The organism is Streptomyces sp. NPDC051909, from assembly GCF_040681095.1.
Classification (GTDB): domain Bacteria; phylum Actinomycetota; class Actinomycetes; order Streptomycetales; family Streptomycetaceae; genus Streptomyces.
The window spans coordinates 71389-93678 of record NZ_JBFAYA010000022.1 but is presented as its reverse complement, the minus strand read 5'-3'; the positions used below and the strand labels follow the sequence as shown (position 1 = coordinate 93678).

The 22290-nt window shown below is 71.1% G+C and carries 19 protein-coding genes; 11 read left to right on the top strand and 8 right to left on the bottom strand.

Annotation, left to right across the window (positions count from 1 at the left end; all coding sequences use genetic code 11):
* Nucleotides 1-22: 22 nt before the first annotated feature.
* The 5 genes from AB0M18_RS28960 to AB0M18_RS28940 all read right to left on the bottom strand — a co-directional run bounded on the left by AB0M18_RS28960 (nucleotide 23) and on the right by AB0M18_RS28940 (nucleotide 3581).
* A complete protein-coding gene (locus tag AB0M18_RS28960) occupies nucleotides 23-880 on the bottom strand; it encodes a DUF4190 domain-containing protein (RefSeq protein ID WP_365763088.1) in 858 nt (285 codons plus the stop codon).
* 302 nt (nucleotides 881-1182) lie between these two features.
* A complete protein-coding gene (locus AB0M18_RS28955) occupies nucleotides 1183-1611 on the bottom strand; it encodes a CBS domain-containing protein (RefSeq protein ID WP_365763086.1) in 429 nt (142 codons plus the stop codon).
* Nucleotides 1612-1758: 147 nt separating this feature from the next.
* On the bottom strand, nucleotides 1759-2391 hold the full coding sequence (locus AB0M18_RS28950) for a DUF305 domain-containing protein (protein ID WP_365763084.1): 633 nt from the start codon (nucleotides 2389-2391) through the stop codon (nucleotides 1759-1761).
* Entirely contained in the window at nucleotides 2388-3068 is a 681-nt protein-coding gene (locus tag AB0M18_RS28945) for a DUF3105 domain-containing protein (RefSeq protein WP_365763082.1), read from the bottom strand. Before AB0M18_RS28945 ends, AB0M18_RS28950 begins: the two co-directional genes overlap by 4 nt.
* Before the next feature lie 105 nt (nucleotides 3069-3173).
* On the bottom strand, nucleotides 3174-3581 hold the full coding sequence (locus AB0M18_RS28940; RefSeq protein ID WP_365763080.1) for a hypothetical protein: 408 nt from the start codon (nucleotides 3579-3581) through the stop codon (nucleotides 3174-3176).
* A gap of 234 nt (nucleotides 3582-3815) precedes the next feature.
* Between AB0M18_RS28940 and AB0M18_RS28935 the strand changes: the two genes are divergently transcribed.
* From AB0M18_RS28935 to AB0M18_RS28920, 4 genes are all read left to right on the top strand, one after another.
* Nucleotides 3816-5177 carry a glutamine synthetase family protein gene (locus AB0M18_RS28935; protein ID WP_362536156.1) on the top strand — a complete coding sequence of 454 codons (1362 nt, stop codon included), beginning with the start codon at nucleotides 3816-3818 and terminating at the stop codon, nucleotides 5175-5177.
* 306 nt (nucleotides 5178-5483) lie between these two features.
* Nucleotides 5484-6842 (top strand): PQQ-binding-like beta-propeller repeat protein, encoded by a 1359-nt coding sequence (locus tag AB0M18_RS28930; RefSeq protein ID WP_365763078.1) that lies wholly within the window; start codon nucleotides 5484-5486, stop codon nucleotides 6840-6842.
* Nucleotides 6843-6902: 60 nt separating this feature from the next.
* On the top strand, nucleotides 6903-7718 hold the full coding sequence (locus tag AB0M18_RS28925) for a helix-turn-helix domain-containing protein (protein ID WP_365763076.1): 816 nt from the start codon (nucleotides 6903-6905) through the stop codon (nucleotides 7716-7718).
* Nucleotides 7719-7823: 105 nt separating this feature from the next.
* Nucleotides 7824-8321 (top strand): GNAT family N-acetyltransferase, encoded by a 498-nt coding sequence (locus tag AB0M18_RS28920; protein ID WP_365763074.1) that lies wholly within the window; start codon nucleotides 7824-7826, stop codon nucleotides 8319-8321.
* Here the strand turns inward: AB0M18_RS28920 and AB0M18_RS28915 are convergent.
* A complete protein-coding gene (locus AB0M18_RS28915) occupies nucleotides 8318-8749 on the bottom strand; it encodes a VOC family protein (RefSeq protein ID WP_365763072.1) in 432 nt (143 codons plus the stop codon). The genes AB0M18_RS28920 and AB0M18_RS28915 overlap by 4 nt on opposite strands.
* 109 nt (nucleotides 8750-8858) lie before the next feature.
* On the opposite strand from AB0M18_RS28915, the gene AB0M18_RS28910 reads away from it, so the two are divergent.
* Complete coding sequence (locus AB0M18_RS28910) at nucleotides 8859-11846, top strand: bifunctional [glutamine synthetase] adenylyltransferase/[glutamine synthetase]-adenylyl-L-tyrosine phosphorylase (RefSeq protein WP_365763070.1); 2988 nt, start codon at nucleotides 8859-8861, stop codon at nucleotides 11844-11846.
* A 12-nt stretch (nucleotides 11847-11858) separates the two neighbouring features.
* Here AB0M18_RS28910 and AB0M18_RS28905 read toward each other — a convergent pair whose 3' ends face one another.
* A complete protein-coding gene (locus AB0M18_RS28905; protein ID WP_365763068.1) occupies nucleotides 11859-12821 on the bottom strand; it encodes a phosphatase PAP2 family protein in 963 nt (320 codons plus the stop codon).
* Between the two features lie 75 nt (nucleotides 12822-12896).
* Nucleotides 12897-13940 carry a LacI family DNA-binding transcriptional regulator gene (locus AB0M18_RS28900; RefSeq protein WP_365763066.1) on the bottom strand — a complete coding sequence of 348 codons (1044 nt, stop codon included), beginning with the start codon at nucleotides 13938-13940 and terminating at the stop codon, nucleotides 12897-12899.
* A 353-nt stretch (nucleotides 13941-14293) separates the two neighbouring features.
* Here AB0M18_RS28900 and AB0M18_RS28895 point away from each other — a divergent pair, with 353 nt between their 5' ends.
* The 6 genes from AB0M18_RS28895 (at nucleotide 14294) to AB0M18_RS28870 (ending at nucleotide 22215) form a co-directional block, all read left to right on the top strand.
* Nucleotides 14294-15571, top strand: coding sequence for an extracellular solute-binding protein (locus AB0M18_RS28895; RefSeq protein WP_365763064.1), 1278 nt, complete (start codon nucleotides 14294-14296; stop codon nucleotides 15569-15571).
* Nucleotides 15572-15617: 46 nt separating this feature from the next.
* Nucleotides 15618-16643: a sugar ABC transporter permease gene (locus AB0M18_RS28890; RefSeq protein ID WP_365763062.1), complete on the top strand. Its 1026-nt coding sequence runs from the start codon at nucleotides 15618-15620 to the stop codon at nucleotides 16641-16643.
* Nucleotides 16644-16657: 14 nt separating this feature from the next.
* The gene (locus AB0M18_RS28885) at nucleotides 16658-17548 is read left to right on the top strand and encodes a carbohydrate ABC transporter permease (protein ID WP_365763106.1); all 891 of its coding nucleotides are present in this window, start codon (nucleotides 16658-16660) and stop codon (nucleotides 17546-17548) included.
* A 68-nt stretch (nucleotides 17549-17616) separates the two neighbouring features.
* Nucleotides 17617-19299 (top strand): alpha-amylase family glycosyl hydrolase, encoded by a 1683-nt coding sequence (locus tag AB0M18_RS28880; protein ID WP_365763060.1) that lies wholly within the window; start codon nucleotides 17617-17619, stop codon nucleotides 19297-19299.
* Nucleotides 19284-20351 (top strand): LacI family DNA-binding transcriptional regulator, encoded by a 1068-nt coding sequence (locus AB0M18_RS28875; protein WP_365763104.1) that lies wholly within the window; start codon nucleotides 19284-19286, stop codon nucleotides 20349-20351. The genes AB0M18_RS28880 and AB0M18_RS28875 overlap by 16 nt, the downstream gene beginning before the upstream one ends.
* 160 nt (nucleotides 20352-20511) lie before the next feature.
* Nucleotides 20512-22215, top strand: coding sequence for a carbohydrate-binding module family 20 domain-containing protein (locus tag AB0M18_RS28870; protein WP_365763058.1), 1704 nt, complete (start codon nucleotides 20512-20514; stop codon nucleotides 22213-22215).
* The last annotated feature ends 75 nt before the right edge of the window (nucleotides 22216-22290 follow it).

Below are 22290 nucleotides of genomic sequence, written 5' to 3'. Positions count from 1 at the left end.
CGGGCCGACCGCCCGCCGGACGTCACTTCGTCGGGCCGGTCCAGACCTGCGAGTCGTGCTCCAGGATCGTCGGGGACAGCTCGACCTGGAGCTCGCCGGCCGCGGCGGACGGCAGCGAGAAGGTGTAGTCGGCCTTGGCCTGCTTGCCCGGAAGCACCTTGCCCTCGAAGGGCTTCGAGGCGTAGCTGCCGTCGAAGACCATGTCGGCCGTGGCGCCCTCGGCGTCCTTGGCGTCCGGCAGCGCGGTGGTGACGTCGAGCGTCTTGCCACTGCCGTTGACGATGGTGATCGTCACCTGGAAGGCCTTGTTGCCCTTGGCGTGGCCCGCGGCGAAGCCGTCCGGCGTGTGCGCCCGCGGCTTGGAGACGGTGACCTTGATCCCGTCCTCGTACGTGAAGGTGTCGCCGAACTTCAGCGCCGCGGGAGCCTGCTCGGTGGGCTCCGCCGACGGCGCTTCGGTGCTCTTGCCGCCCGGCTCGGCGGTGGCGGTCACCGTGCCGCCCTTCCCGTTCTGTTCCTTCTCGATCTCCTCGGCGACGTCCTTGGTCGCCGTGGCGATGAGGGCCACCCAGACGAGCGCCACGATCATCGCGAGGACGCCGAGGACGATCCCGCTGACCGCCATGCCCTTGTTCGTCGCGAGGCCCTTGCCGGCCCGGGCGGTGCCGATGATGCCGAAGATCAGCGCGAGCAGGCCCAGGAGCGCGCCGAGCCAGAAGAGGAACCAGATGATCGCGGAGAGCAGTCCGACGATGCCGAGGACCAGGGCCGTGACGCCGAGGCCGTTGCGGGGCTGCGGGAACGGAGGCTGCGGCCCGCCCGGTATCCCCGGCGGGCCCCAGGGCTGCGGGGCGGGGGAGGGGCTGGGCGGCATGGTCATGCGGTGTCCTTAGCGAAGCGGCCGTGCGACGGCATGGGGTGCCGGCACGTCGCCCCACCCCTGGAGATCATGACCGTAAGCCAGGTGTCGGTGCAGGGGCCAGGGAATTGTGGAGGGTGCGAGGGATTCGTGGGTGAAACGTGATCACGCCCGATCGCCGGGACGGCGGCGCGCGCGTGCTGCGCGGCGCCTCGACGAGTACGCGCGCCGGCCCGGCGGCTCGGCGCCCGCCACGGGGCACCCGAGCCGTCGGGCCGGTCGGTCATGGGCCCACTCGGTCACGGGCCCACTCGGTCATGCGCTCACTTGGTCATGGACGCCGCGTAGACGCGCTCGCAGAACGCCTTCAGCTGCTCGTCCGAGAGATGCTGGGCCAGATCGGCCTCGCTGATCATGCCGACCAGACGCTTGTCCTCGACGACCGGAAGACGCCGGATCTGATGGCTCTGCATCTCCTCCAGGACCTCGCGGACGTCCGAACTCGCCTCGATCCAGCGCGGGGTGCCCTTGGCCATCTCACCGCAGGTGACCTTCGCCGGGTCGTGGCCCATGGCCACACAGCCGATCACGATGTCGCGGTCCGTGATGATGCCGCACAGCCGTTCGTGCTCGTCGGCGATGGGCAGCGCGCCCACCTTGTGGTCGCGCATCATCTGGGCGGCGCGGTCGAGCGTCTCGTGTGCCGGGATCCACTGGGCCCCCGAGTGCATGATGTCCTTCGCCGTGGTCATGGGGTGCGTACCTTTCGTAGAACGTCCTCGTACGCCGCGTGCGCCGCGTACCTGCGTACGTCCCCGAGCGCTCCCATTCTGCGGTCGTGACGCGGCCCCCGCGACCGCAGACGGGTCACGGGGGCCGGCGGGCGGGCACCGGGCTCGTCACGCCCCGGCGCCGCGCTCCTTCAGCATGTCCGCCATCAGCCTGATCTCGGACTCCTGTGCGTCGACCATGCCCTGCGCGAGGTCCCGCTCGACACCCGGCACACAGCGCTCCACGCAGCCCTGCGCCATGTGGATGCCGCCCTTGTGGTGGTCGGTCATCAGCTTCAGGTACAGCACCTCGGCCTCGCGGCCGGAGGCCTTGCGCAGCTGGTCCAGCTCGGTGCGGGTCGCCATGCCCGGCATCAGCTCGCCGTCCTCGCCGCCCATGTCGTGGCCCATGCCCATCCAGGCCATCGGCGCCACCCCGGACCGCACCTTCGGCAGCCCCCACAGGTCGAGCCAGCCGAACAGCATGCCGCGTTGGTTGGCCTGGGTGTTGGCGATGTCGTACGCGAGGCGGCGCACCGCCTCGTCCTTCGTCCGGTCCCGGACGACGAAGGACATCTCGACGGCCTGCTGGTGGTGGACCGCCATGTCCCGGGCGAAGCCCGCGTCGGCCGACTCTGCGGTGGGCGTGCGCGGCGCGTCGCCGTCCCGGTCGGCGGAGGCGACGGTGACCGCGCCGCCCGCGAACAGCAGGGCGAGGACCACGGCGGTGACGGACGCCCACTGCGTCCGGTTCAGCTTCACTGGCCCTGCTCCATCGGGGTGCCGCCCAGGCCGTCGGCGCCGACGCCACCGGTGCAGGCCGCGCCCGGCTCGGGGGTCTGCGGACCGGCCACGTACTTGGTGAAGAAGGCGTCCACGCGCGGGTCGTCCGCGCCGTCCACGGTCACCTGCTTGCCCCAGGCGCTCAGCATGATCGCGCCGGACTGGTTGTCGACCGGGCTCATCAGCGAGTACGGGGTCTTCTTGACCTTGGCCTTCAGCTTGTCGAGGTCGCCCGCGGCGGCCTTCTTGTTGTACGTCACCCAGACCGCGCCGTGCTCCAGCGAGTGCACGGCGTTGACGTCCTGGACCGGCTTGTCGTAGACGTCGCCGTTGCAGTTCTGCCAGACCGGGTTGTGGTCGCCGCCGACCGGCGGGGTCATGTCGTACTTGACCGCGGTCTTGACGTGGTTGCGGCCCAGCTTCTTGGCGTCCCAGGACTTCTCGTCCTTGATGGGCGCCTTGGCGGCCGCCTCCTGCTGCTCCTGCTTGTTGTTCTCCTTGTTGATCACCCAGCCGCCGAAGCCGACGAGGCCGAGGACCACGATGGCGCTGACGCCGATCGTGAGGATGCGGTTGCGGCGCTCGCGGGCCTGCTCGGCGCGGCGCATCTCCTCTATCCGGGCGCGGCGGTCGGCAGTGGTGGAGCGGTTCGCCATGATGATGTCGTCCTTCTGGAAGTCTGGGGGGAAGTGGTTCGGGGCGTGCGAGGGGACGCGAACGCCTGGTGCGGGATCGGGACGGGTCGGTCCCGGTGCCTGCGCCTACGTCCGCAGGACCTGAAGGACATGCAGGTCAGGAGCCCGGGGCCGGGCGCCGGGGTGCGGCGGCCGGCCGTCGCCGAGCGCCTCGGCGGGGCGGGCCGCCCGTCCGTCCGCGTGCAGCGGCGGGTCGAGCGGCGGCGCGCTGAGCACGGCGGGGGAGAGGGCCGGGAAGAGGGAGCAGCCGCCCCGCTCGTAGGGGCAGGCGTACTGCTCGTCGTCCAGGGCCTGCGCACCGGCCGGGGCGTGCGTCCGGGTGACCGTCTGCGCGGCCGGCCGGGGCTCCCGGTGGCCGGCGGGGTCGGAGACGCCCAGGCAGAGGAAGAGCGCGCCGAGGAGCGTCGCCACGGCACTCACCAGTGCTGTGGGACGCAGGTGCCTGGACAGGCGTACGAGCCGCGGGCCCCCCATGGGCGCCGATCGTAGTGCCAGAACGCGACCCGTGGGCCGAACGGGGTACCACTCGGTACCGGTCCGTGCCGGGGCCCGCGCTTTTCGGCCGTTCCCCCGTTACCTGTGTCACAACGGACCAGGCACTATGGGTGTGCAACGTGCACGAAACCAAGTGGTGGGATGCTCAGGCGCCACCCGAAGTGCTCGAGGCGGTGGGAACAGGCGGCCTGACCAGCGAGGATGGGTGTGAAAATGGACAAGCAGCAGGAATTTGTGCTCCGTACGCTAGAGGAGCGCGACATCCGCTTCGTGCGTCTGTGGTTCACCGACGTGCTGGGCTTCCTGAAGTCGGTGGCGGTGGCCCCCGCCGAGCTGGAGCAGGCCTTCGACGAGGGCATCGGCTTCGACGGCTCGGCGATCGAGGGCTTCGCCCGGGTCTACGAGTCGGACATGATCGCCAAGCCCGACCCGGGCACCTTCCAGATCCTGCCGTGGCGCGCCGAGGCCCCGGGCACGGCCCGGATGTTCTGCGACATCCTCATGCCGGACGGCTCGCCGTCCTTCGCGGACCCGCGCTATGTCCTGAAGCGGGCCCTCGCCAAGACCTCGGACCTGGGCTTCACCTTCTACACCCACCCCGAGATCGAGTTCTTCCTGCTCAAGGACAAGCCGCTCGACGGCACCCGCCCCACCCCGGCCGACAACTCCGGCTACTTCGACCACACCCCGCAGAACGTCGGCATGGACTTCCGCCGGCAGGCGATCACGATGCTGGAGTCGATGGGCATCTCGGTGGAGTTCTCCCACCACGAGGGCGCGCCGGGCCAGCAGGAGATCGACCTGCGCTACGCGGACGCGCTGTCCACCGCCGACAACATCATGACCTTCCGCCTGGTCATGAAGCAGGTGGCCCTGGAGCAGGGCGTGCAGGCGACGTTCATGCCGAAGCCGTTCTCGGACTACCCGGGCTCGGGCATGCACACCCACCTGTCGCTCTTCGAGGGCGACCGGAACGCGTTCTACGAGTCGGGCGCCGAGTACCAGCTCTCCAAGGTGGGCCGTTCCTTCATCGCCGGCCTGCTGAAGCACGCGGGCGAGATCTCCGCCGTCACCAACCAGTGGGTCAACTCCTACAAGCGCATCTGGGGCGGCTCGGGCCGCACCGCCGGCTCCGGCGGCGAGGCCCCCGCGTACATCTGCTGGGGCCACAACAACCGCTCCGCGCTGATCCGCGTCCCCATGTACAAGCCGGGCAAGATGGGCTCCTCCCGCGTCGAGGTCCGCTCCATCGACTCGGGCGCCAACCCCTATCTGACCTACGCGGTCCTCCTCGCCGCCGGTCTCAAGGGCATCGAGGAGGGCTACGAGCTCCCGGCCGGCGCCGACGACGACGTCTGGGCCCTCAGCGACGCCGAGCGCCGCGCGATGGGCATCGAGCCCCTCCCGCAGAACCTCGGCGAGGCGATCACCCTGATGGAGCGCAGCGAGCTGGTCGCCGAGACCCTGGGCGAGCACGTCTTCGACTTCTTCCTCCGCAACAAGAAGCAGGAGTGGGAGGAGTACCGCAGCGAGGTCACGGCCTTCGAGCTGCGCAAGAACCTGCCGGTGCTGTAAGCGCAGGTCAGAAGCGATACGACTCTGACGCGAAGGCTCGGGCCGGCGGCGGACCGCCGGCGGCCCGAGCCCCGTTCAGGTCGCCCCGGGCCGCCTGTGAGCCGTCCGACGTCGAGGGAGGCCCTGTGCACTCCGTCGTTCGCGGTTCGCCCTCGGCCCGCACGTCCTCCACCCGCGCCGGATCGGCATGGACCGCTGGGAGGCCCTGCCCTTAGCCTGACCGTCGTTCGAAGATCGACGTGTCGGGCGGGTCTCCGGAACGCCGCTCGCAGGGGGGTGTGCCGTGCACGGTAGGGGGAGCGCGTGATGTCAGGCAGAGCCGGGCTCGTGAAGACGCTGGCGGTGACCGGGATCGTGCTGGGGGTGATCGGTTCCATCACCGCCTGGCTGCTGTCGTTCGAGGGCTATCTGCCGGGCGACTCCATGGTGCGGACCTGGGCCACCGCGAAGGACCGGCCCGGCGACGGCAAGGCCAACGACAGCTGGGTCGTCGGGGACGTCGCCGTCCGCAGCCGGTTCGACGCGGTGACCGGCTTCGGCATCGCCGACGGGCAGGACGGGAGGAAGCTCTGGGAGTTCGTACCGCCCGGCCGCGCCCAGATCTGCGGGAGCGCGCGTCGTGCGGGCGAGGGGGTCCTCCTGGTCGCGTACGGCACGGAGAGCAGTGCCACCGGCGGCGGGAGCGGCAAGCCCGCCTCGCCGGGCAAGGGCAAGGGCTGCTCGACCGTCCTTGCCTTCGACATGAAGGACGGGCGGGAGCTGTGGAGGGTCCCGCGGACCGTCTCGGACGGCCGGTTCGCCGGGGACGGATTCCTGGACGCGGGGGGCGGCCTGGCGTTGATCCGCGACGAACGGACCGAGCAGGACGTGCGGACGCCGGGTGGCAACCATGCCCTGCGCGCCCTCGACCTCCGCACGGGCAAGGCCCGTTGGACGGCGGCCCTTCCCGGCACGTGCGGGGTGTGGGACACGTTCGTGGGCGAGGACCAGGTCCACGCCGTCCTGGCCTGCGGCGGGGAGGACGCGGACGACCCGGGCTCCGACAGCGGCGGTGACGTCGAGCTGACGGCGGCGGCCTTCGACCGCGGCACCGGCGCCCTGAAGTGGAACGTTCCCATCGATGCCCGTCGCCCCGTCCCGATGGACTCCGGCGTGGTCATCAAGTCGGCCGACCCCTTGGTGCTGAAGGTCGTGCGGTCCTCGAACGACAACTCCGGCGAGGCGACGGGCGCGTTCGTCACCTTCGGCCAGGACGGGCGTCCTCGGCCCGGCATCGAGCTCAGCGGCGACTACGGTCAGATCGACGCGGCGGAGGTCGTCGGCGAGCGGATGTACGCGCTGGCGTGGACCTATCACAAGGGACAGCACTACCGGCTGATCGCCTTCGACCTGAAGACCGGCGAAGAGGTGTGGAACGACGAGTTGGACGAGCCTGCGGCCGGACTGGCCGTGCGGGGCGACCGGGTCACCGTGCTGTGCGAGTGGTCGACCCAGGCCAGCGCCATCACCGAGCTGCTCGTGTACGACGCCGGCGACGGCGAGGAACTCGACGAGCGCCATTTCCGTGGGGAAGCGCCCAGCGGCTACTTCTTCGAGCACGACGGGCGGATCATCGTCGTCGGGGCGGCCGGTGATCATGCCTTCACCGCGTTCGAGCGCTGGTGAAACGGCGGGCGTCCGAGCGGTGGAGGGGAAGCGGAGGGGAAGCGGAGGGGGAGGGGTCGGATGAGACCGTCGGCCGGTGATCGGGGCCGTCTCAAGGAGATACTGCGGGCGCGCCGGGCGGCGCTCGATCCCGAGGCCATGGGTTTTCCCGTACGGGGGCCGGGGCCCGGACGCCGGGCCGCCGGGCTGAGCCAGGAGCAGATGGACACCCTGCTCACCCGCACCCCCGGCACGTACAACCGCTTCGAGAACGGCCAGCTCGCCCGCCCCGGCGCCGATCTCCTCACGGCGGTGGCCCGGGCGCTGCGGCTCGACGAGCGGGAATGGGAGTTCCTGTGGCTGATCACCCGCGGTGAGCAGCCCCCGCACGCGCTGCACGGCAGCTCGGGCATGTTCATCGCCGGGCTGTGGCAGCGGGTCGTCGACCAGATCCGGGACGCGGCGGCCTTCATCACCGACGCGGAGTGGAACGTCGTCGTGCACAACGACGAGTTCCGCCGGCTCATGCCGCGCGGGGAGTGCCCGGCGAACCTCATGCGCTGGATGCTCCTCGACCCCGAGGCGCGTACCGAGGTGCTTCTCCACTGGCCCACCGAATGGGCGCCGGCCATGATGCCGCACGTCAAGCACAGCGTGGCGCTGCGCCCGGAGAGCGCCGAGCTGCTCAGGCTGGAGCGCGACATCCTGGACGATCCCGTGGCCGGACCGCTGTACCGCGTGTGCGCCGCCGCGCCCATCCCGTACACCGACGGCTCCGAACTCCCCGTCCGCCACGCCCTGCGCGGCCCCGGCCGGCTGGTGACCTGCCTCGCCGAACCCGTCACGGCGCCGGGCGCCCGGATCAACCTCAGCTTCTTCGCGCCGGACGAGCCCTGACCCGCGACCCTGACCCGCGACCCTGACCCGCGGTCAAATCCGTTGCGGCGGAGGCCGGGCCGGTCGAGACTTCCCGCTGTGACCGACGTGAATCACGTGAATGACGTGAATGACATACGCGCCATCGAGACCGACCGGCTCCTGCTCCACCCGCTCTCCGCCGACGAGGCGCAGCGCGTCGTGGACGCCGCCCCCGCGCCCGGCGACCGCTGGGCGGCGGGCTATCCGGAGGACGGCGACGCCCGCAGCGCCCGCGGCTTCCTGAACGGGCTCGCCGAGCGCGGCGACCCCGGCGCCTACCGCCCGTATCAGATACGGCTCCTGGAGGACGGGAGCGTCGTCGGCGGCGGCGGCTTCCACGGACCGCCCGACGCGGCCGGTGTGGTCACGGTCGGCTACGGACTGATCCCCGCCGCCCGGGGCCACGGCTACGCCTCGGAGGCGCTGCGCGCCCTGATCACCCGCGCCCGAGAGGCCGGCGCCACCGCGGTGCGCGGCGACGCGGACCTCGACAACACCGCCTCCCACCACGTGATGGAGGCCGCGGGCATGGCGTTCGAGGGCGCGGACGAGCAGGTCCGCAACTATCGGCTCCTGCTCTAGCGCTCCGCCAGCTCCGACGGCGCCTCCTGGACGACCCACCCGTTGCCGTCCGGGTCCGCGAAGGTCACGAACGAGTTCCAGGTGTCGCCCTTGCCCTCCTCCCAGCCCGTCGTGCCCACGTGCATCACCGGGGAGACGTCGAGCCCGGCCTCGACCAGTTCGTCGCGCGCCGCCTCGATGTCGGTGACGCAGAGCTGGAGGCCGTGCAGGGTGCCGGGGGCCATCTCCCGGGTGCCGGGGAAGGCGGGCATGCCCTGGAGGAGGGAGAGCGAGCAGCGCGAGCCGGGCGGGGTGATCTGGATGATGCGGACGCCCGGCGAGACCTCCTGGTCCAGGTCGACCGTGAAGCCGAGCTTCTCGCCGTAGAACTCCTTGGCCCGGTCCAGGTCCGCGACGGGGACGGCCACCACTTCGAGGGTCCAGTTCATGGTGCGGATTCTGCCGCCCCGTCCCGCCCCGCGCTCCCCGAAGCGCCTGATCGACGCTTCGCCGGATAGGCTCGCCCAGGGGCTCGATCGACCGGTGGAGGAGCGGCGGATGACGGTGCCGGGACGCAGGAGCAGCACGTTCACCCGGCTGCTGCGACACGGATTCACCGATCCGTCCGCCGCCGAGCGGCTGCTCGGCCTGGACGAGCTGGCCGCGCTGCGCGGCGACTCCGTCCTCCTCGACGCCCTCGGCGCCACGGCCGACCCCGACCTCGCCCTGCGCGGCCTGGTCCGGCTCGTCGAGGCCCAGCCGGAGGCCGAGCGCACCACCCTCACCACCACCCTGCTGTCCGCGAAGCCGTTCCGGGACCGGCTGCTCGGCGTGCTCGGCACCTCCGAGGCCCTCGCCGACCACCTGGCCCGGCACCCCCGCGACTGGCAGGCCCTCGTCACGTACGAGGCGGTGGACCTGCACCCCGGGATCGCCGAGTTCGAGCAGGGGCTCGCCGGGGCCGACGAGCCGGTCGCGCTGCGCGTCGCCTATCGCCGCTGCCTGCTCTCGATCGCCGCCCGCGACGTGTGCGGCACCACCGACGTGGCCCAGACCGCCGCCGAACTGGCCGACCTCGCCACCGCCACCCTCCGCGCCGCCCTGCGCATCGCCCGCGCCGCCGCCCCCGAGGACGCGGCGCTCTGCCGGCTCGCCGTGATCGCCATGGGCAAGTGCGGCGGCAACGAGCTCAACTACGTCTCCGACGTCGACGTGATCTTCGTCGGCGAGGCCGCGGACGGCGCTGACGAAGGCAAGGCCCTGCAGGCCGCCACCCGGCTCGCCTCCCACCTCATGCGGATCTGCTCGGAGACCACGATCGAGGGCAGCATCTGGCCGGTCGACGCCAATCTGCGCCCCGAGGGCCGCAACGGCCCCCTCGTCCGCACCCTCTCCTCCCACCTCGCCTACTACCAGCGCTGGGCCAAGACCTGGGAGTTCCAGGCCCTGCTCAAGGCCCGCCCGGTGGCCGGCGACGCCGAGCTCGGCGCCGCGTACGTCGACGCGCTCTCCCCGCTCGTCTGGCAGGCCGCCGAGCGCGAGAACTTCGTCCCCGACGTGCAGAAGATGCGCCGCCGGGTGGTCGACAACATCCCCGCCGCCCAGGTCGAGCGCGAGCTGAAGCTCGGCCCCGGCGGGCTGCGCGACGTCGAGTTCGCCGTACAGCTCCTGCAGCTGGTGCACGGGCGCAGCGACGCCACCCTGCACAGCGGCACCACCCTCGCCGCCCTCGCCGCGCTCGCCGCCGGCGGCTACGTCGGCCGCGCCGACGCCGCCCAGCTCGACGACGCCTACCGCTTCCTGCGCGCCATGGAGCACCGCATCCAGCTCTACCGGCTGCGCCGCACCCACCTGGTGCCCGAGGGCGAGGAGGACCTGCGGCGGCTCGGCCGCTCCCTCGGCCTGCGCACCGACCCGGTGACCGAGCTGAGCCGCGAGTGGCGGCGGCACGCGGCGGTGGTGCGCCGGCTGCACGAGAAGCTGTTCTACCGACCACTGCTCGACGCGGTCGCCCAGCTCGCGCCCGGCGAGATCCGGCTCAGCCCGGAGGCCGCCGGACAGCGCCTCGAAGCCCTCGGCTACGCCGACCCCGCCGCCGCCCTGCGCCACCTGGAGGCGCTGTCCTCCGGGGTCAGCCGCAAGGCCGCGATCCAGCGCACGCTGCTTCCGGTGCTGCTCGGCTGGTTCGCCGACTCGGCCGACCCGGACGCCGGTCTGCTCGGCTTCCGCAAGGTCTCCGACGCGCTCGGCAAGACCCCCTGGTACCTGCGGCTGCTCCGCGACGAGGGCGCCGCCGCCGAGAACCTCGCCCGCGTCCTGTCCGCCGGCCGGCTCGCCCCCGACCTGCTGCTCCGCGCCCCCGAGGCGGTCGCGATCCTCGGCGACCCCGAGGGCCTGAGACCGCGCGGCCGCGAGCACCTGGAGCAGGAGGTCCTCGCCGCGGTGGGCCGCGCCGACGGCCCCGAGCAGGCGGTGGCCGCGGCCCGCGGCGTACGGCGCCGGGAGCTGTTCCGTACCGCCGCGGCCGACCTCATCGGCTCGTACGGCACCGAGGACAGCCCCCGCGAGTCCGACCCCGGCGCCCTGGTCGACCGGGTCGGCCAGGCCGTCACCGACCTCAACGCGGCCACGATCGCCGGCGCCCTGCGCGCCGCCGTGCGCGCCGAGTGGGGCGACACCCTCCCGACCCGCTTCGCGGTCATCGGCATGGGACGCTTCGGCGGGCACGAGCTGAGTTACGGCTCCGACGCCGACGTGCTCTTCGTGCACGAGCCGCGTGAGGGCGTGGACGAGCAGGAGGCCGCGCAGGCCGCCATCCGGGTCGTCACCGAGATGCGCCGGCTGCTCCAGCTGCCCACCACCGACCCGCCGCTGCTCATCGACGCCGATCTGCGCCCCGAGGGCAAGAGCGGCCCCCTGGTGCGCACCCTGAAGTCCTACGAGGCCTACTACCGGCGCTGGTCACTGGTCTGGGAGAGCCAGGCCCTGCTGCGGGCCGAGCCGATGGCCGGCGACCCGGAGCTCGGCGCCCGGTTCATCGAGCTGATCGACCCCCTGCGCTATCCCATGGAGGGCCTCGGTGAGGAGGCGGTCCGCGAGATCCGCCGCCTCAAGGCCCGCATGGAGACCGAACGCCTGCCGCGCGGCGCCGACCCGACCCTGCACGCCAAGCTGGGCCGCGGCGGCCTCAGCGACGTCGAGTGGACGGTCCAGCTGCTCCAGATGCGCCACGGCTGGGCCGAACCGGGCCTGCGCACCACCCGTACCCGCGCGGCCCTGGCCGCTGCCCACGCCGCCGGCCTGATCCCCACGGAGGAGGCCCAGACCCTCGACGAGGCCTGGGTCCTCGCCACCCGCGTCCGCAACGCCGTGATGCTGGTCCGCGGCCGCCCCGGCGACACCTTCCCCTCCGAACCGCGCGAGCTCGCCGCCGTCGGCCGCTACCTGGGCTACACCCCGGGCCACGTCGGCGAACTGGTCGACGACTACCGCCGCATCACCCGGCGTGCGCGGGCGGTCATGGAGGAGCTGTTCTACGGGGCGTAGCGGCGCCGCCGCTCAGCGCCCGGAGCGGGAGCCGGACCCGGACCCGACCTTCTCGTCCTCGTCGGCGTCCTCGTCGGCGTCCCGGTCCGCGTCGTCCTGGTCGGCCGCCTCGCCCCGGCGCGTCCCGCCCGCCCCGACCCCCTGCGGCGTCGACGCGGCGGGCGCCGCCACCTGCCTCGGCAGCTTGTGGGGGCGCGAGCCGTACCAGACGTACGAGACGGCGAAGCCGAAGGCCAGGCAGATGATGCCGCCGACCGCGTCCATCCAGAAGTGGTTGGCGGTGGCCACGATGACGACCAGGGTCGCCATCGGGTAGAGCAGGCCCAGGATGCGGGCCCAGGGGGCCTTCGCGAGGAGGAAGATCGTCAGTCCGCACCACAGCGACCAGCCGATGTGCATCGACGGCATCGCCGCGTACTGGTTGGACATGTGCTTGAGGTTGCCCGAGGCCATCGAGCCCCAGGTGTGGTGGACCAGGACGGTGTCGACGAAGTTCTGGCCGTTCATCAGGCGCGGCGGTGCCAGCGGATACAGGTAGTAGCCGACCAGGGCCACACCGGTGGTCGCGAACAGGACCGTGCGGAACGCCGCGTAACGGCCCGGGTGCCCGCGGTACAGCCACACCAGCACACCGATGGTGACCACGAAGTGCAGGGTGGCGTAGTAGTAGTTCATCGACACGATCAGCCATGTCACCGAGTTCACGGCGTGGTTGACGGTGTGCTCGAAGGCCAGGCCGAGGGTGTGCTCGGCCTGCCAGATCCAGTCGGCGTTCTTGAGCGCCTGGCTCTTCTGCTCCGGGACCGCGTTGCGGATGAGCGAGTACAGCCAGTAACTGACCGCGATGAGCAGGACCTCGAACCAGATCCGCGGGCGCCGCGGCGTCCGCGCGCGCAGGCGCGCCCAGCCGCCGGCCACGATGGGTGCCGACGGGTTCGTCCGGCTTTCCAAACTCTTCACGGTCGTTTCACCCATAGGAGAGAAGTCTGCCAGATGCCGTCCCCTCGACCGATCATCCCTCGGACGGGTATCGGGCGCACCCTCTCCGTCTCAGGACGTAGGGGGAGCGGGGGCGGCGGCCGGCGGTGCCGAGGCGGTCGAGCCGCGGACCACCAGCTCCGGCATGAACACGAACTCGCTGTGCGGGGCCGGCGTGCCGCCGACCTCCTCCAGCAGGGCCCGGACCGCGGCCTGGCCCATCGCCTGCACGGGCTGGCGGATCGTGGTCAGCGGCGGGTCGGTGAACGCTATGAGCGGGGAGTCGTCGAAGCCGACCACCGAGACGTCCCTCGGCACCTGCAGGCCCCGCTCCCGGGCGGCCCGGATCGCGCCGAGCGCCATCATGTCGCTGGCGCAGACGATCGCGGTGCAGCCCCGGGCGATGAGCGCCGCGGTGGCGGCCTGGCCGCCCTCCAGGGTGTAGAGGGAGTGCTGGACCAGCTCCTCGGTCTCCTCGGGGGAGAGGCCGAAGCGCTCGCGCATGCCCCGGCGGAAGCCCTCGATCTTGCGGAGCACCGGCACGAAGCGCTTGGGGCCGACGGCGAGACCGATCCGGGTGTGCCCGAGCGCGGCCAGGTGCGTCACGGCGAGCACCATCGCGGCCCGGTCGTCGGGGGAGACGAAGGGGGCCTGGATCTTGGGCGAGAAGCCGTTGATGAGGACGTACGGGACGCCCTTGCCGCGCAGCTGGTCGTAGCGGGTGGTGTCGGCCGTCGTGTCGGCGTGCAGGCCGGACACGAAGATGATGCCGGCGACACCGCGCTCGACCAGCATGTCGGTGAGCTCGTCCTCGGTGGACCCGCCGGGGGTCTGGGTGGCGAGCACCGGCGTGTACCCCTGCCGGGTCAGGGCCTGCCCGATGACCTGCGCGAGCGCGGGGAAGATCGGGTTGTCCAGTTCGGGGGTGATGAGTCCGACCAGGCCCGCGCTGCGCTGGCGCAGCCGGACCGGGCGCTCGTAGCCGAGCACGTCGAGTGCGGCGAGCACGGATTCACGGGTGGCCGCGGCCACACCGGGCTTGCCGTTGAGCACGCGGCTGACTGTGGCTTCACTGACCCCCGCCTGGGCTGCGATGTCGGCGAGCCGCGCGGTCATGGGAGTGGACTGTACCGGTCGGGCGTCGGATTGCCCACCGAACGCGGGTTCCGGCCGTCGGCAAGGAGTTCGTGGCGCCCTTGCGCAAGGCCTTGCAAGAAGGCGGCACCTTGTCCCACCCGGGGGAGGAGCCCCGGAAGCCCTGTCTCCAGGCCTGTCAAGCGGCCTGTCGGCAACCTTAGGGACACGCGGATGTAACGATCGCCGTGTCTTGCAGAAATTTCACGCAAGCTCTTTCGGCTCGTTTTCATCCCTGTTACGTTCCTGGCAACCCGGCGCGCCGCGAGGGAGCGGTCGCATGAGGAAGGTCTTCCAGCCCCTCGTCCGATCCGGGACCATCTGAAGGAGTTCACATGCGGCGTGGCATAGCGGCCACCGCGCTGGTCGCGGCCCTGGGCGTGACCCTGGCGGCGTGCGGAGGCGACAACGGTTCCACCGGCGGCGACACGAAGGGCTCGGGCGAGCTCTCCGGCACCGTCACCTGGTGGGACACCTCCACGGTCGGTTCCGAGGACAAGGTCTTCAAGAAGATCGCCGCGGACTTCACCAAGAAGCACCCCAAGGTCACGGTCAAGTACGTCAACGTGCCCTTCGGCGACGCGCAGAACAAGTTCAAGAACGCCGCCCAGTCCGGCTCCGGCGCCCCCGACGTGATCCGCTCCGAGGTCGCCTGGACCCCGGACTTCGCGAACCTCGGCTACCTCGCCCCGCTCGACGGCACCGCCGCCCTGAAGGACCAGGACGACTTCCTCAAGCAGGCCGCCGCGTCCACCAAGTACAACGGCAAGACCTACGCCGTGCCGCAGGTCATCGACTCCATGGGCGTCTTCTACAACAAGAAGATCTTCAAGGAGGCCGGCGTCGAGGTCCCGAAGAACATCGACGAGCTGAAGTCCGTCGCCACCAAGATCAAGCAGAAGACCGGCAAGACCGGCCTGTACCTGCGCGGCGACGACGCCTACTGGTTCCTCTCCTTCCTGTACGGCGAGGGCGGCGACATGGTCAACGCCGACACCAAGACCGTCACCATCGACAACCCCGCCGGCGTCAAGGCCTTCAAGACCGTCAAGGACCTGGTCGACTCCAAGGCCGCGATCACCGACGCGACCAACGGCTGGGACAACATGCAGGCCGCCTTCAAGGACGGCAAGGTCGCGATGATGATCAACGGCCCGTGGGCCGTCGCCGACACCTACACGGGCAAGGAGTTCGCCGACAAGGCGAACCTGGGCATCGCCCCGGTCCCGGCCGGCTCGGCCGGCCAGGGCGCCCCGCAGGGCGGCCACAACCTCGCCGTCTACGCCGGTTCCAAGAACCTGGCCGCCTCCTACGCCTTCGTCGAGTACATGAGCTCGACCGAGGTCCAGGCCCAGGTCGCCAAGGAGCTCAGCCTGCTCCCGACCCGTACCTCCGCCTACGGCAAGACGGAGGTGGCCACCAACGAGATGATCACCTTCTTCAAGCCGGTCGTCGAGAAGGCCGTCGAGCGCCCGTGGATCCCGGAGGGCGGCAGCCTCTTCGCCCCGCTGGTCACCGAGTACACCAAGGTCCTCACCAACCAGGCCACCCCGGAGCAGGGCGCGAAGACGGCGGGCGACTCCTACCGCAAGCTCCTGAAGGACTGGAAGTAACCAACCCCGTGTCGGAGACGGACCGGGAAGGAAGGCAGACCGGCTGATGGCTGTGCACACCAGCAGCCAGTCGGTGGCGAAGGCCGCGGGCGAGAACGTCGCCCGCGGCCGGAGCCGCGGAACTGGCAAGCGGAACGGTGGATCCAGGGGCGCCGCGCGGCGATCCCTCTCCACCCACTGGTACGCCTGGGCGATGGTCGCCCCGGTGGTGCTCGTGATCGGCGTGATCATCGGATACCCGCTGGTCCGCGGCATCTGGCTGTCGCTCACCGACGCCAACGAACGCAATGTGGAGCGCGCCATCGGCGTCAACCACATCCCGGCGAGCTACGAGTTCGTCGGCGTCGACAACTACGTCGACGCGCTCACCGGAAACCAGTTCCTGGCCACCCTCGGCTGGACCCTGGTGTGGACGGTGGCGTGCGTGTCGGTGACCTTCTCACTCGGCCTCGTCCTCGCGAACATGCTCCACCGCAAGATCGCCGGCCGCGGTGTCTACCGCATGCTGCTCATCCTGCCCTGGGCCGTTCCCGGTTTCGTCTCCGTCTTCGCCTGGCGCTTCCTCTACGACGAGCGCCGCGGCATCCTCAACAGCGTGCTCGCGGGCGGCGGCATCGACGCCGTCCCGTGGCTCAACGACCCCACCTGGGCCAAGTTCTCGGTCATCGCCGTCAACGTCTGGCTCGGCGTCCCCTTCATGATGGTCGCCCTGCTCGGCGGTCTGCAGTCCATCCCCGGCGAGATGTACGAGGCCGCCGAGATGGACGGCGCCAACGCCTGGCAGCGCTTCCGGCACATCACCCTGCCCGGCCTCCGGTCGGTGTCCACCACGGTGATCCTGCTGAGCACCATCTGGACCTTCAACATGTTCCCGGTGATCTTCCTGCTCACCCGGGGCGGTCCCGGCGAGGCCACCCAGATCCTGGTGACCCAGGCCTACAAGTTCTCCTTCGAGATCAGCCCGCGCGACTACGCGCAGTCCTCCACCTGGGGCGTGCTGATCCTGGTCCTCCTGATGGTCTTCGCCGCGGTCTACCGGCGGGTCCTCCGCAAGCAGGGAGAAGTCTGGTGACCACCACGACCCCCGTGACCAACGCCCCGCGCCACGCGCAGACCCGCGCCCAGGCCCCGGCCCGGACGAAGGTCCGCCGCCGCGGCCACCGCTCGCCGCTCGCCTCCGCCGGGCTGCACCTCGGCCTGATCGTGGCGTCCGTGATCGCCGTCTTCCCGGTGCTGTGGGTGCTGCTCACCTCGCTCAAGCCGGCGAAGTACGCGACCACGACGGACTTCGTGAAGGAGCCGACGCTCGAGAACTACACGAACCTGCTGAACGACACCCCGTTCCTCACCTGGTTCGGCAACTCGCTGCTCGTCGCCGCCCTCACGACCCTGCTCGGCGTCTTCGTCTCCTCCACCACCGGCTACGCCGTCAGCCGCTTCCGCTTCCCCGGCAAGCGCGGGCTGATGTGGACCCTGCTGATCACCCAGATGTTCCCGGTCGCCGTCCTCATCGTGCCGATCTACAACATCATGGCGTCGATGGGCCTGCTCAACACCTCGACCGGCCTCGTCGTCACGTACCTGACCATCGCCGTGCCGTTCTGCGCCTGGATGATGAAGGGCTTCTTCGACACCATCCCGAAGGAGATCGACGAGTCGGGTTACGTCGACGGCCTCACCCCCTTCGGCACCTTCTGGCGGCTCATCCTGCCGCTCGCCAAGCCGGGCATCGCCGTCACCGCCTTCTACTCCTTCATCACCGCCTGGGGCGAGGTCGCCTACGCCTCCGCCTTCATGGTCGGTGACGAGAACATGACCCTCGCCGGCGGACTGCAGAAGTTCGTCAACCAGTACGGCGCCCAGTGGGGCCCGATGACCGCGGCCTCCGTGCTCATCGCCATCCCCGCCGCCCTGGTGTTCCTCTTCGCCCAGCGCCACCTGGTGACCGGCATGTCCGCCGGCGCCGTCAAGGGCTGAGCCGAAGAGCGCCCGTGGCCGCGCACCCCGTGCCCGCACCCACACCCTTCTTACGAAGCAAGGAAGACATGACCCAGGACCTCGTCGCCCCCGCCGCCGCACCCGCCACCGGCACGCAGTCGGGCTGGTGGAGAGACGCGGTGATCTACCAGGTCTATCCGCGCAGCTTCGCCGACGGCAACGGTGACGGCATGGGCGACCTGCCCGGCATCCGCAGCCGGCTGCCCTACCTCAAGGCGCTCGGCGTCGACGCCGTCTGGCTCTCCCCCTTCTACGCCTCCCCGCAGGCCGACGCCGGCTACGACGTCGCCGACTACCGGGCCATCGACCCCATGTTCGGCACCCTGCACGACGCCGACGCCGTGATCCGCGAGGCCCACGCGCTTGGCCTGAAGATCATCGTCGACCTGGTGCCCAACCACTCCTCCGACCAGCACGAGTGGTTCCAGCGCGCCCTGCGCGAGGGCCCCGGCTCCCCGCTGCGCGAGCGCTACCACTTCCGCGCCGGCAAGGGCGCGAACGGCGAACTCCCGCCCAACGACTGGGAGTCCATCTTCGGCGGCCCCGCCTGGACCCGTACGGAGAACCCGGACGGCACTCCCGGCGAGTGGTATCTGCACCTCTTCGCCCCGGAGCAGCCCGACTTCAACTGGGAGCACCCGGCGGTCCGCGACGAGTTCCGCTCCATCCTGCGCTTCTGGCTCGACATGGGCGTCGACGGCTTCCGCGTCGACGTCGCCCACGGCCTGGTCAAGGCCGCGGGCCTGCCCGACATCGGCAGCCACGACCAGCTCAAGCTGCTCGGCAACGACGTCATGCCCTTCTTCGACCAGGACGGCGTCCACGAGATCTACCGCTCCTGGCGCAACGTGCTCTCCGAGTACGACGGCGAGCGCGTCCTCGTCGCCGAGGCCTGGACCCCCACCGTCGAGCGCACCGCCAACTACGTGCGCCCCGACGAGATGCACCAGGCCTTCAACTTCCAGTACCTGGGCACGCACTGGGACGCGGCCGAGCTGCGGTCCGTCATCGACGCCTCGCTCGCCGCGATGCGCCCGGTCGGCGCCCCCACCACCTGGGTGCTCTCCAACCACGACGTCACCCGGCACGCCACCCGCTTCGCCAACCCGGCGGGCCTCGGCACCCAGCTGCGCACCCCCGGCGACCGCGAACTCGGCCTGCGCCGGGCCCGCGCCGCGACCCTGCTGATGCTGGCGCTGCCCGGCTCCGCGTACGTCTACCAGGGCGAGGAGCTCGGCCTGCCGGACGTCACCGACCTGCCCGACGAGGTCCGCCAGGACCCGTCCTTCTTCCGGGCCACCGGCCAGGACGGCTTCCGCGACGGCTGCCGGGTGCCCATCCCGTGGACCGCCGAGGGCTCCTCGTACGGCTTCGGCACCGGCGGCTCCTGGCTGCCGCAGCCCACCACCTGGGCCGCGCTCAGCGTCGAGGCGCAGACCGGTGACCCCGGCTCCACCCTGGAGCTGTACCGCAGTGCGCTCGCCGTGCGCCGTGAGCGCCCCGAACTCGGTGCGGGCGAGTCCGTCGAGTGGCTGGAGGCACCTGAGGGTGTGCTCTCCTTCCGCCGCGACGGATTCGTCTGCACCGCCAACACCACCGGTCGGGCCATCTCCGTCCCGCTGCCCGGCCGGTTGCTCCTCTCCTCCGGTGAGTCCGCCGGCGAGGAGACCGGGATCGTCGACGGCACCGCGGTGCTGCCCGCCGACACCACCGCCTGGTGGGCGGTGTGACGATCCCCCTGCCGCGGGGCGCCGGAGGGGGCGCCCCGCGGCTCGCGGACATCGCGGCCCAGTCGGGGGTCAGTGAGGCCACCGTCAGCCGGGTCCTCAACGGCAAGGCGGGCGTGGCCGGCGCCACCCGGCACAAGGTGCTGGCCGCGCTCGACGTGCTCGGCTACGAGCGTCCCGTACGCCTCAAACGGCGCAGCGCCGGCCTGATCGGCCTGGTGGTGCCCGAGCTGACCAACCCGATCTTCCCGGCGTTCGCCCAGGTCGTCGAACAGGTCCTGGCCGGGCACGGCTACACCCCGGTGCTCTGCACCCAGATGCCCGGCGGCGCCACCGAGGACGAGCTGGTCGAGCAGCTGGTGGAACGCGGGGTGGCCGGCATCGTGTTCCTGTCCGGGCTGCACGCGGACGCCTCCGCCGACCCGGCCCGCTACACCCGACTCGCCGACCGCGGTGTGCCGTTCGTCCTCATCAACGGCTTCAACGAGCACATCGACGCCAACTTCGTGTCGCCCGACGACCGGGCCGCGGCCCGGATGGCCGTACGGCACCTGGTGGAACTCGGCCACGAGCGGATCGGGCTGGCCATCGGGCCGACCCGCTACGTCCCCTCGCGCCGCAAGGCGGAGGGCTTCGCCGCCGAGCTGTACGCCCTGCTCGGCATCGAGCGGGAGGAGGCCGAACGCTTCGTACAGCCCACCCTGTTCGGCGTGGAGGGCGGTCACGCCGCCGCCGACCTGCTGCTCGCCGAGGGCTGCACCGGCATCGTGTGCGGCTCCGACCTGATGGCCCTCGGGGTGGTCCGGGCGGCCCGCGCCCGGGGCCTCGACGTGCCCCGTGACGTCTCGGTGGTCGGCTTCGACGACTCCCCGCTGATCGCGTTCACCGACCCGCCGCTGACCACCGTGCGCCAGCCGGTGCAGGCCATGGCGACGGCGGCCGTCGGCGCGCTCCTGGAGGAGATCGAGGGAAACCCGGTCCAGCGCACGGAGTTCGTGTTCCAGCCGGAGCTGGTGGTGCGGGGCTCCACGGCGGCGGCCGCGGTGATCTTGTAACTCCTTGCGCAAGATGTTGCGTTCGGTTGTTTGAAGTATTGACCGCACGCCTGTACGCCCCTACGGTCGCGGCTGAAAACAGTTGCCTCAATTTTCGGCAACTTCTTGCGGACGCCTTCGCGTACCGCACTTGCGACAGGGACGTCGTACAGGAGGAAACATGGCCCGAAAGACCGTGGCCGCTGCACTCGCCCTCGTGGCGGGAGCCGCTGTGGCCGTCACGGGAGCCCCCACCGCTCAGGCCGCCCCGCCCGGCACGAAGGACGTCACGGCCGTGCTGTTCGAGTGGAACTTCGCCTCGGTGGCGAAGGCCTGCACCGAACAGCTCGGCCCCGCCGGCTACGGATACGTGCAGGTCTCCCCGCCCCAGGAACGTATCCAGGGCGCGCAGTGGTGGACGGCCTACCAGCCGGTCAGCTACAAGATCGCCGGACCGCTCGGCGACCGCACCGCCTTCAAGAGCATGGTCGACACCTGCCACGCCGCCGGGGTGAAGGTCGTCGCCGACTCCGTCATCAACCACATGGCCGGCCCGGCGGACCCCAACGCCACCTACACCGGCACCGGCGGGTCCACCTACAGCAAGTACAACTACCCCGGCGTCTACTCCGGCGCCGACCTGGACGACTGCCGCGCCACCGTCTCCAACTACCAGGACAAGGCGAACGTCCAGAACTGCGAGCTCGTCGGCCTCGCCGACCTCGACACCGGCGAGGACTACGTCCGCGGCAGGATAGCCGCCTACATGAACGACCTGCTGTCGCTCGGCGTCGACGGCTTCCGCGTCGACGCCGCCAAGCACATGCCGGCCGCCGACCTCGCCAACATCAAGTCGCGCCTGACGAACCCTTCCGTCTACTGGAAGCAGGAGGCCATCCACGGCGCCGGCGAGGCGGTCTCCCCGAGCGAGTACCTCGGCAACGGCGACGTCCAGGAGTTCCGCTACGCCCGCGACCTCAAGAGGGTCCTCCAGGGCGAGAAGCTCGCCTACCTCAAGAACTTCGGCGAGGCCTGGGGCTACATGCCGTCCGGCCAGTCCGCCGTCTTCGTCGACAACCACGACACCGAGCGCGGCGGCGACACCCTCAACTACAAGGACGGCGCGAACTACACCCTCGCCTCCGTCTTCATGCTCGCCTGGCCCTACGGCTCCCCGGACGTCCACTCCGGCTACGACTGGACCGACAAGGACGCCGGCGCACCCAACGGGCACCAGGTGAACGCCTGTTACAGCGACGGCTGGAAGTGCCAGCACACCTGGCGCGAGATCTCCTCCATGGTGGCCTTCCGCAACACCGCGCGCGGGCAGGCCGTCACCGACTGGTGGGACAACGGCAACAACCAGATCGCGTTCGGCCGGGGCGGCAAGGCGTACGTGGCCATCAACCACGAGTCCTCGGCCCTCACCCGCACCTTCCAGACCTCCCTGCCCGCCGGCTCCTACTGCGACGTGCAGAGCGGCAACCCGGTGACGGTGAACTCCTCGGGGCAGTTCACGGCCACCCTCGGCGCCAACACCGCGCTCGCCCTCCACACCGGCGCCATGACCTGCACCACCCCGCCGGTCACCACCACCGGCGCCTCGTTCAACGTCACCGCCACCACCGTGGTGGGCCAGAACATCTACGTCACCGGTAACCGCCCCGAGCTCGGCAACTGGTCCCCGGCCGCCGCCCTCAAACTCGACCCGGCCGCCTACCCGGTCTGGAAGCTCGACGTGAGCCTCCCCGCCGGAACGGCCTTCGAGTACAAGTACATCCGCAAGGACGGGGCCGGGAACGTCACCTGGGAGTCCGGTGCCAACCGCACCGCGACCGTCCCGGCCACGGGCCAGATCGTCCTGAACGACACCTTCCGCAACTAGCCGGCACCTCGACCGGTCGACGCCTCCCCGCGTCCCAGGGCCGCCCCGCCGGGGCGGCCCGCTCTTTCCCGTACC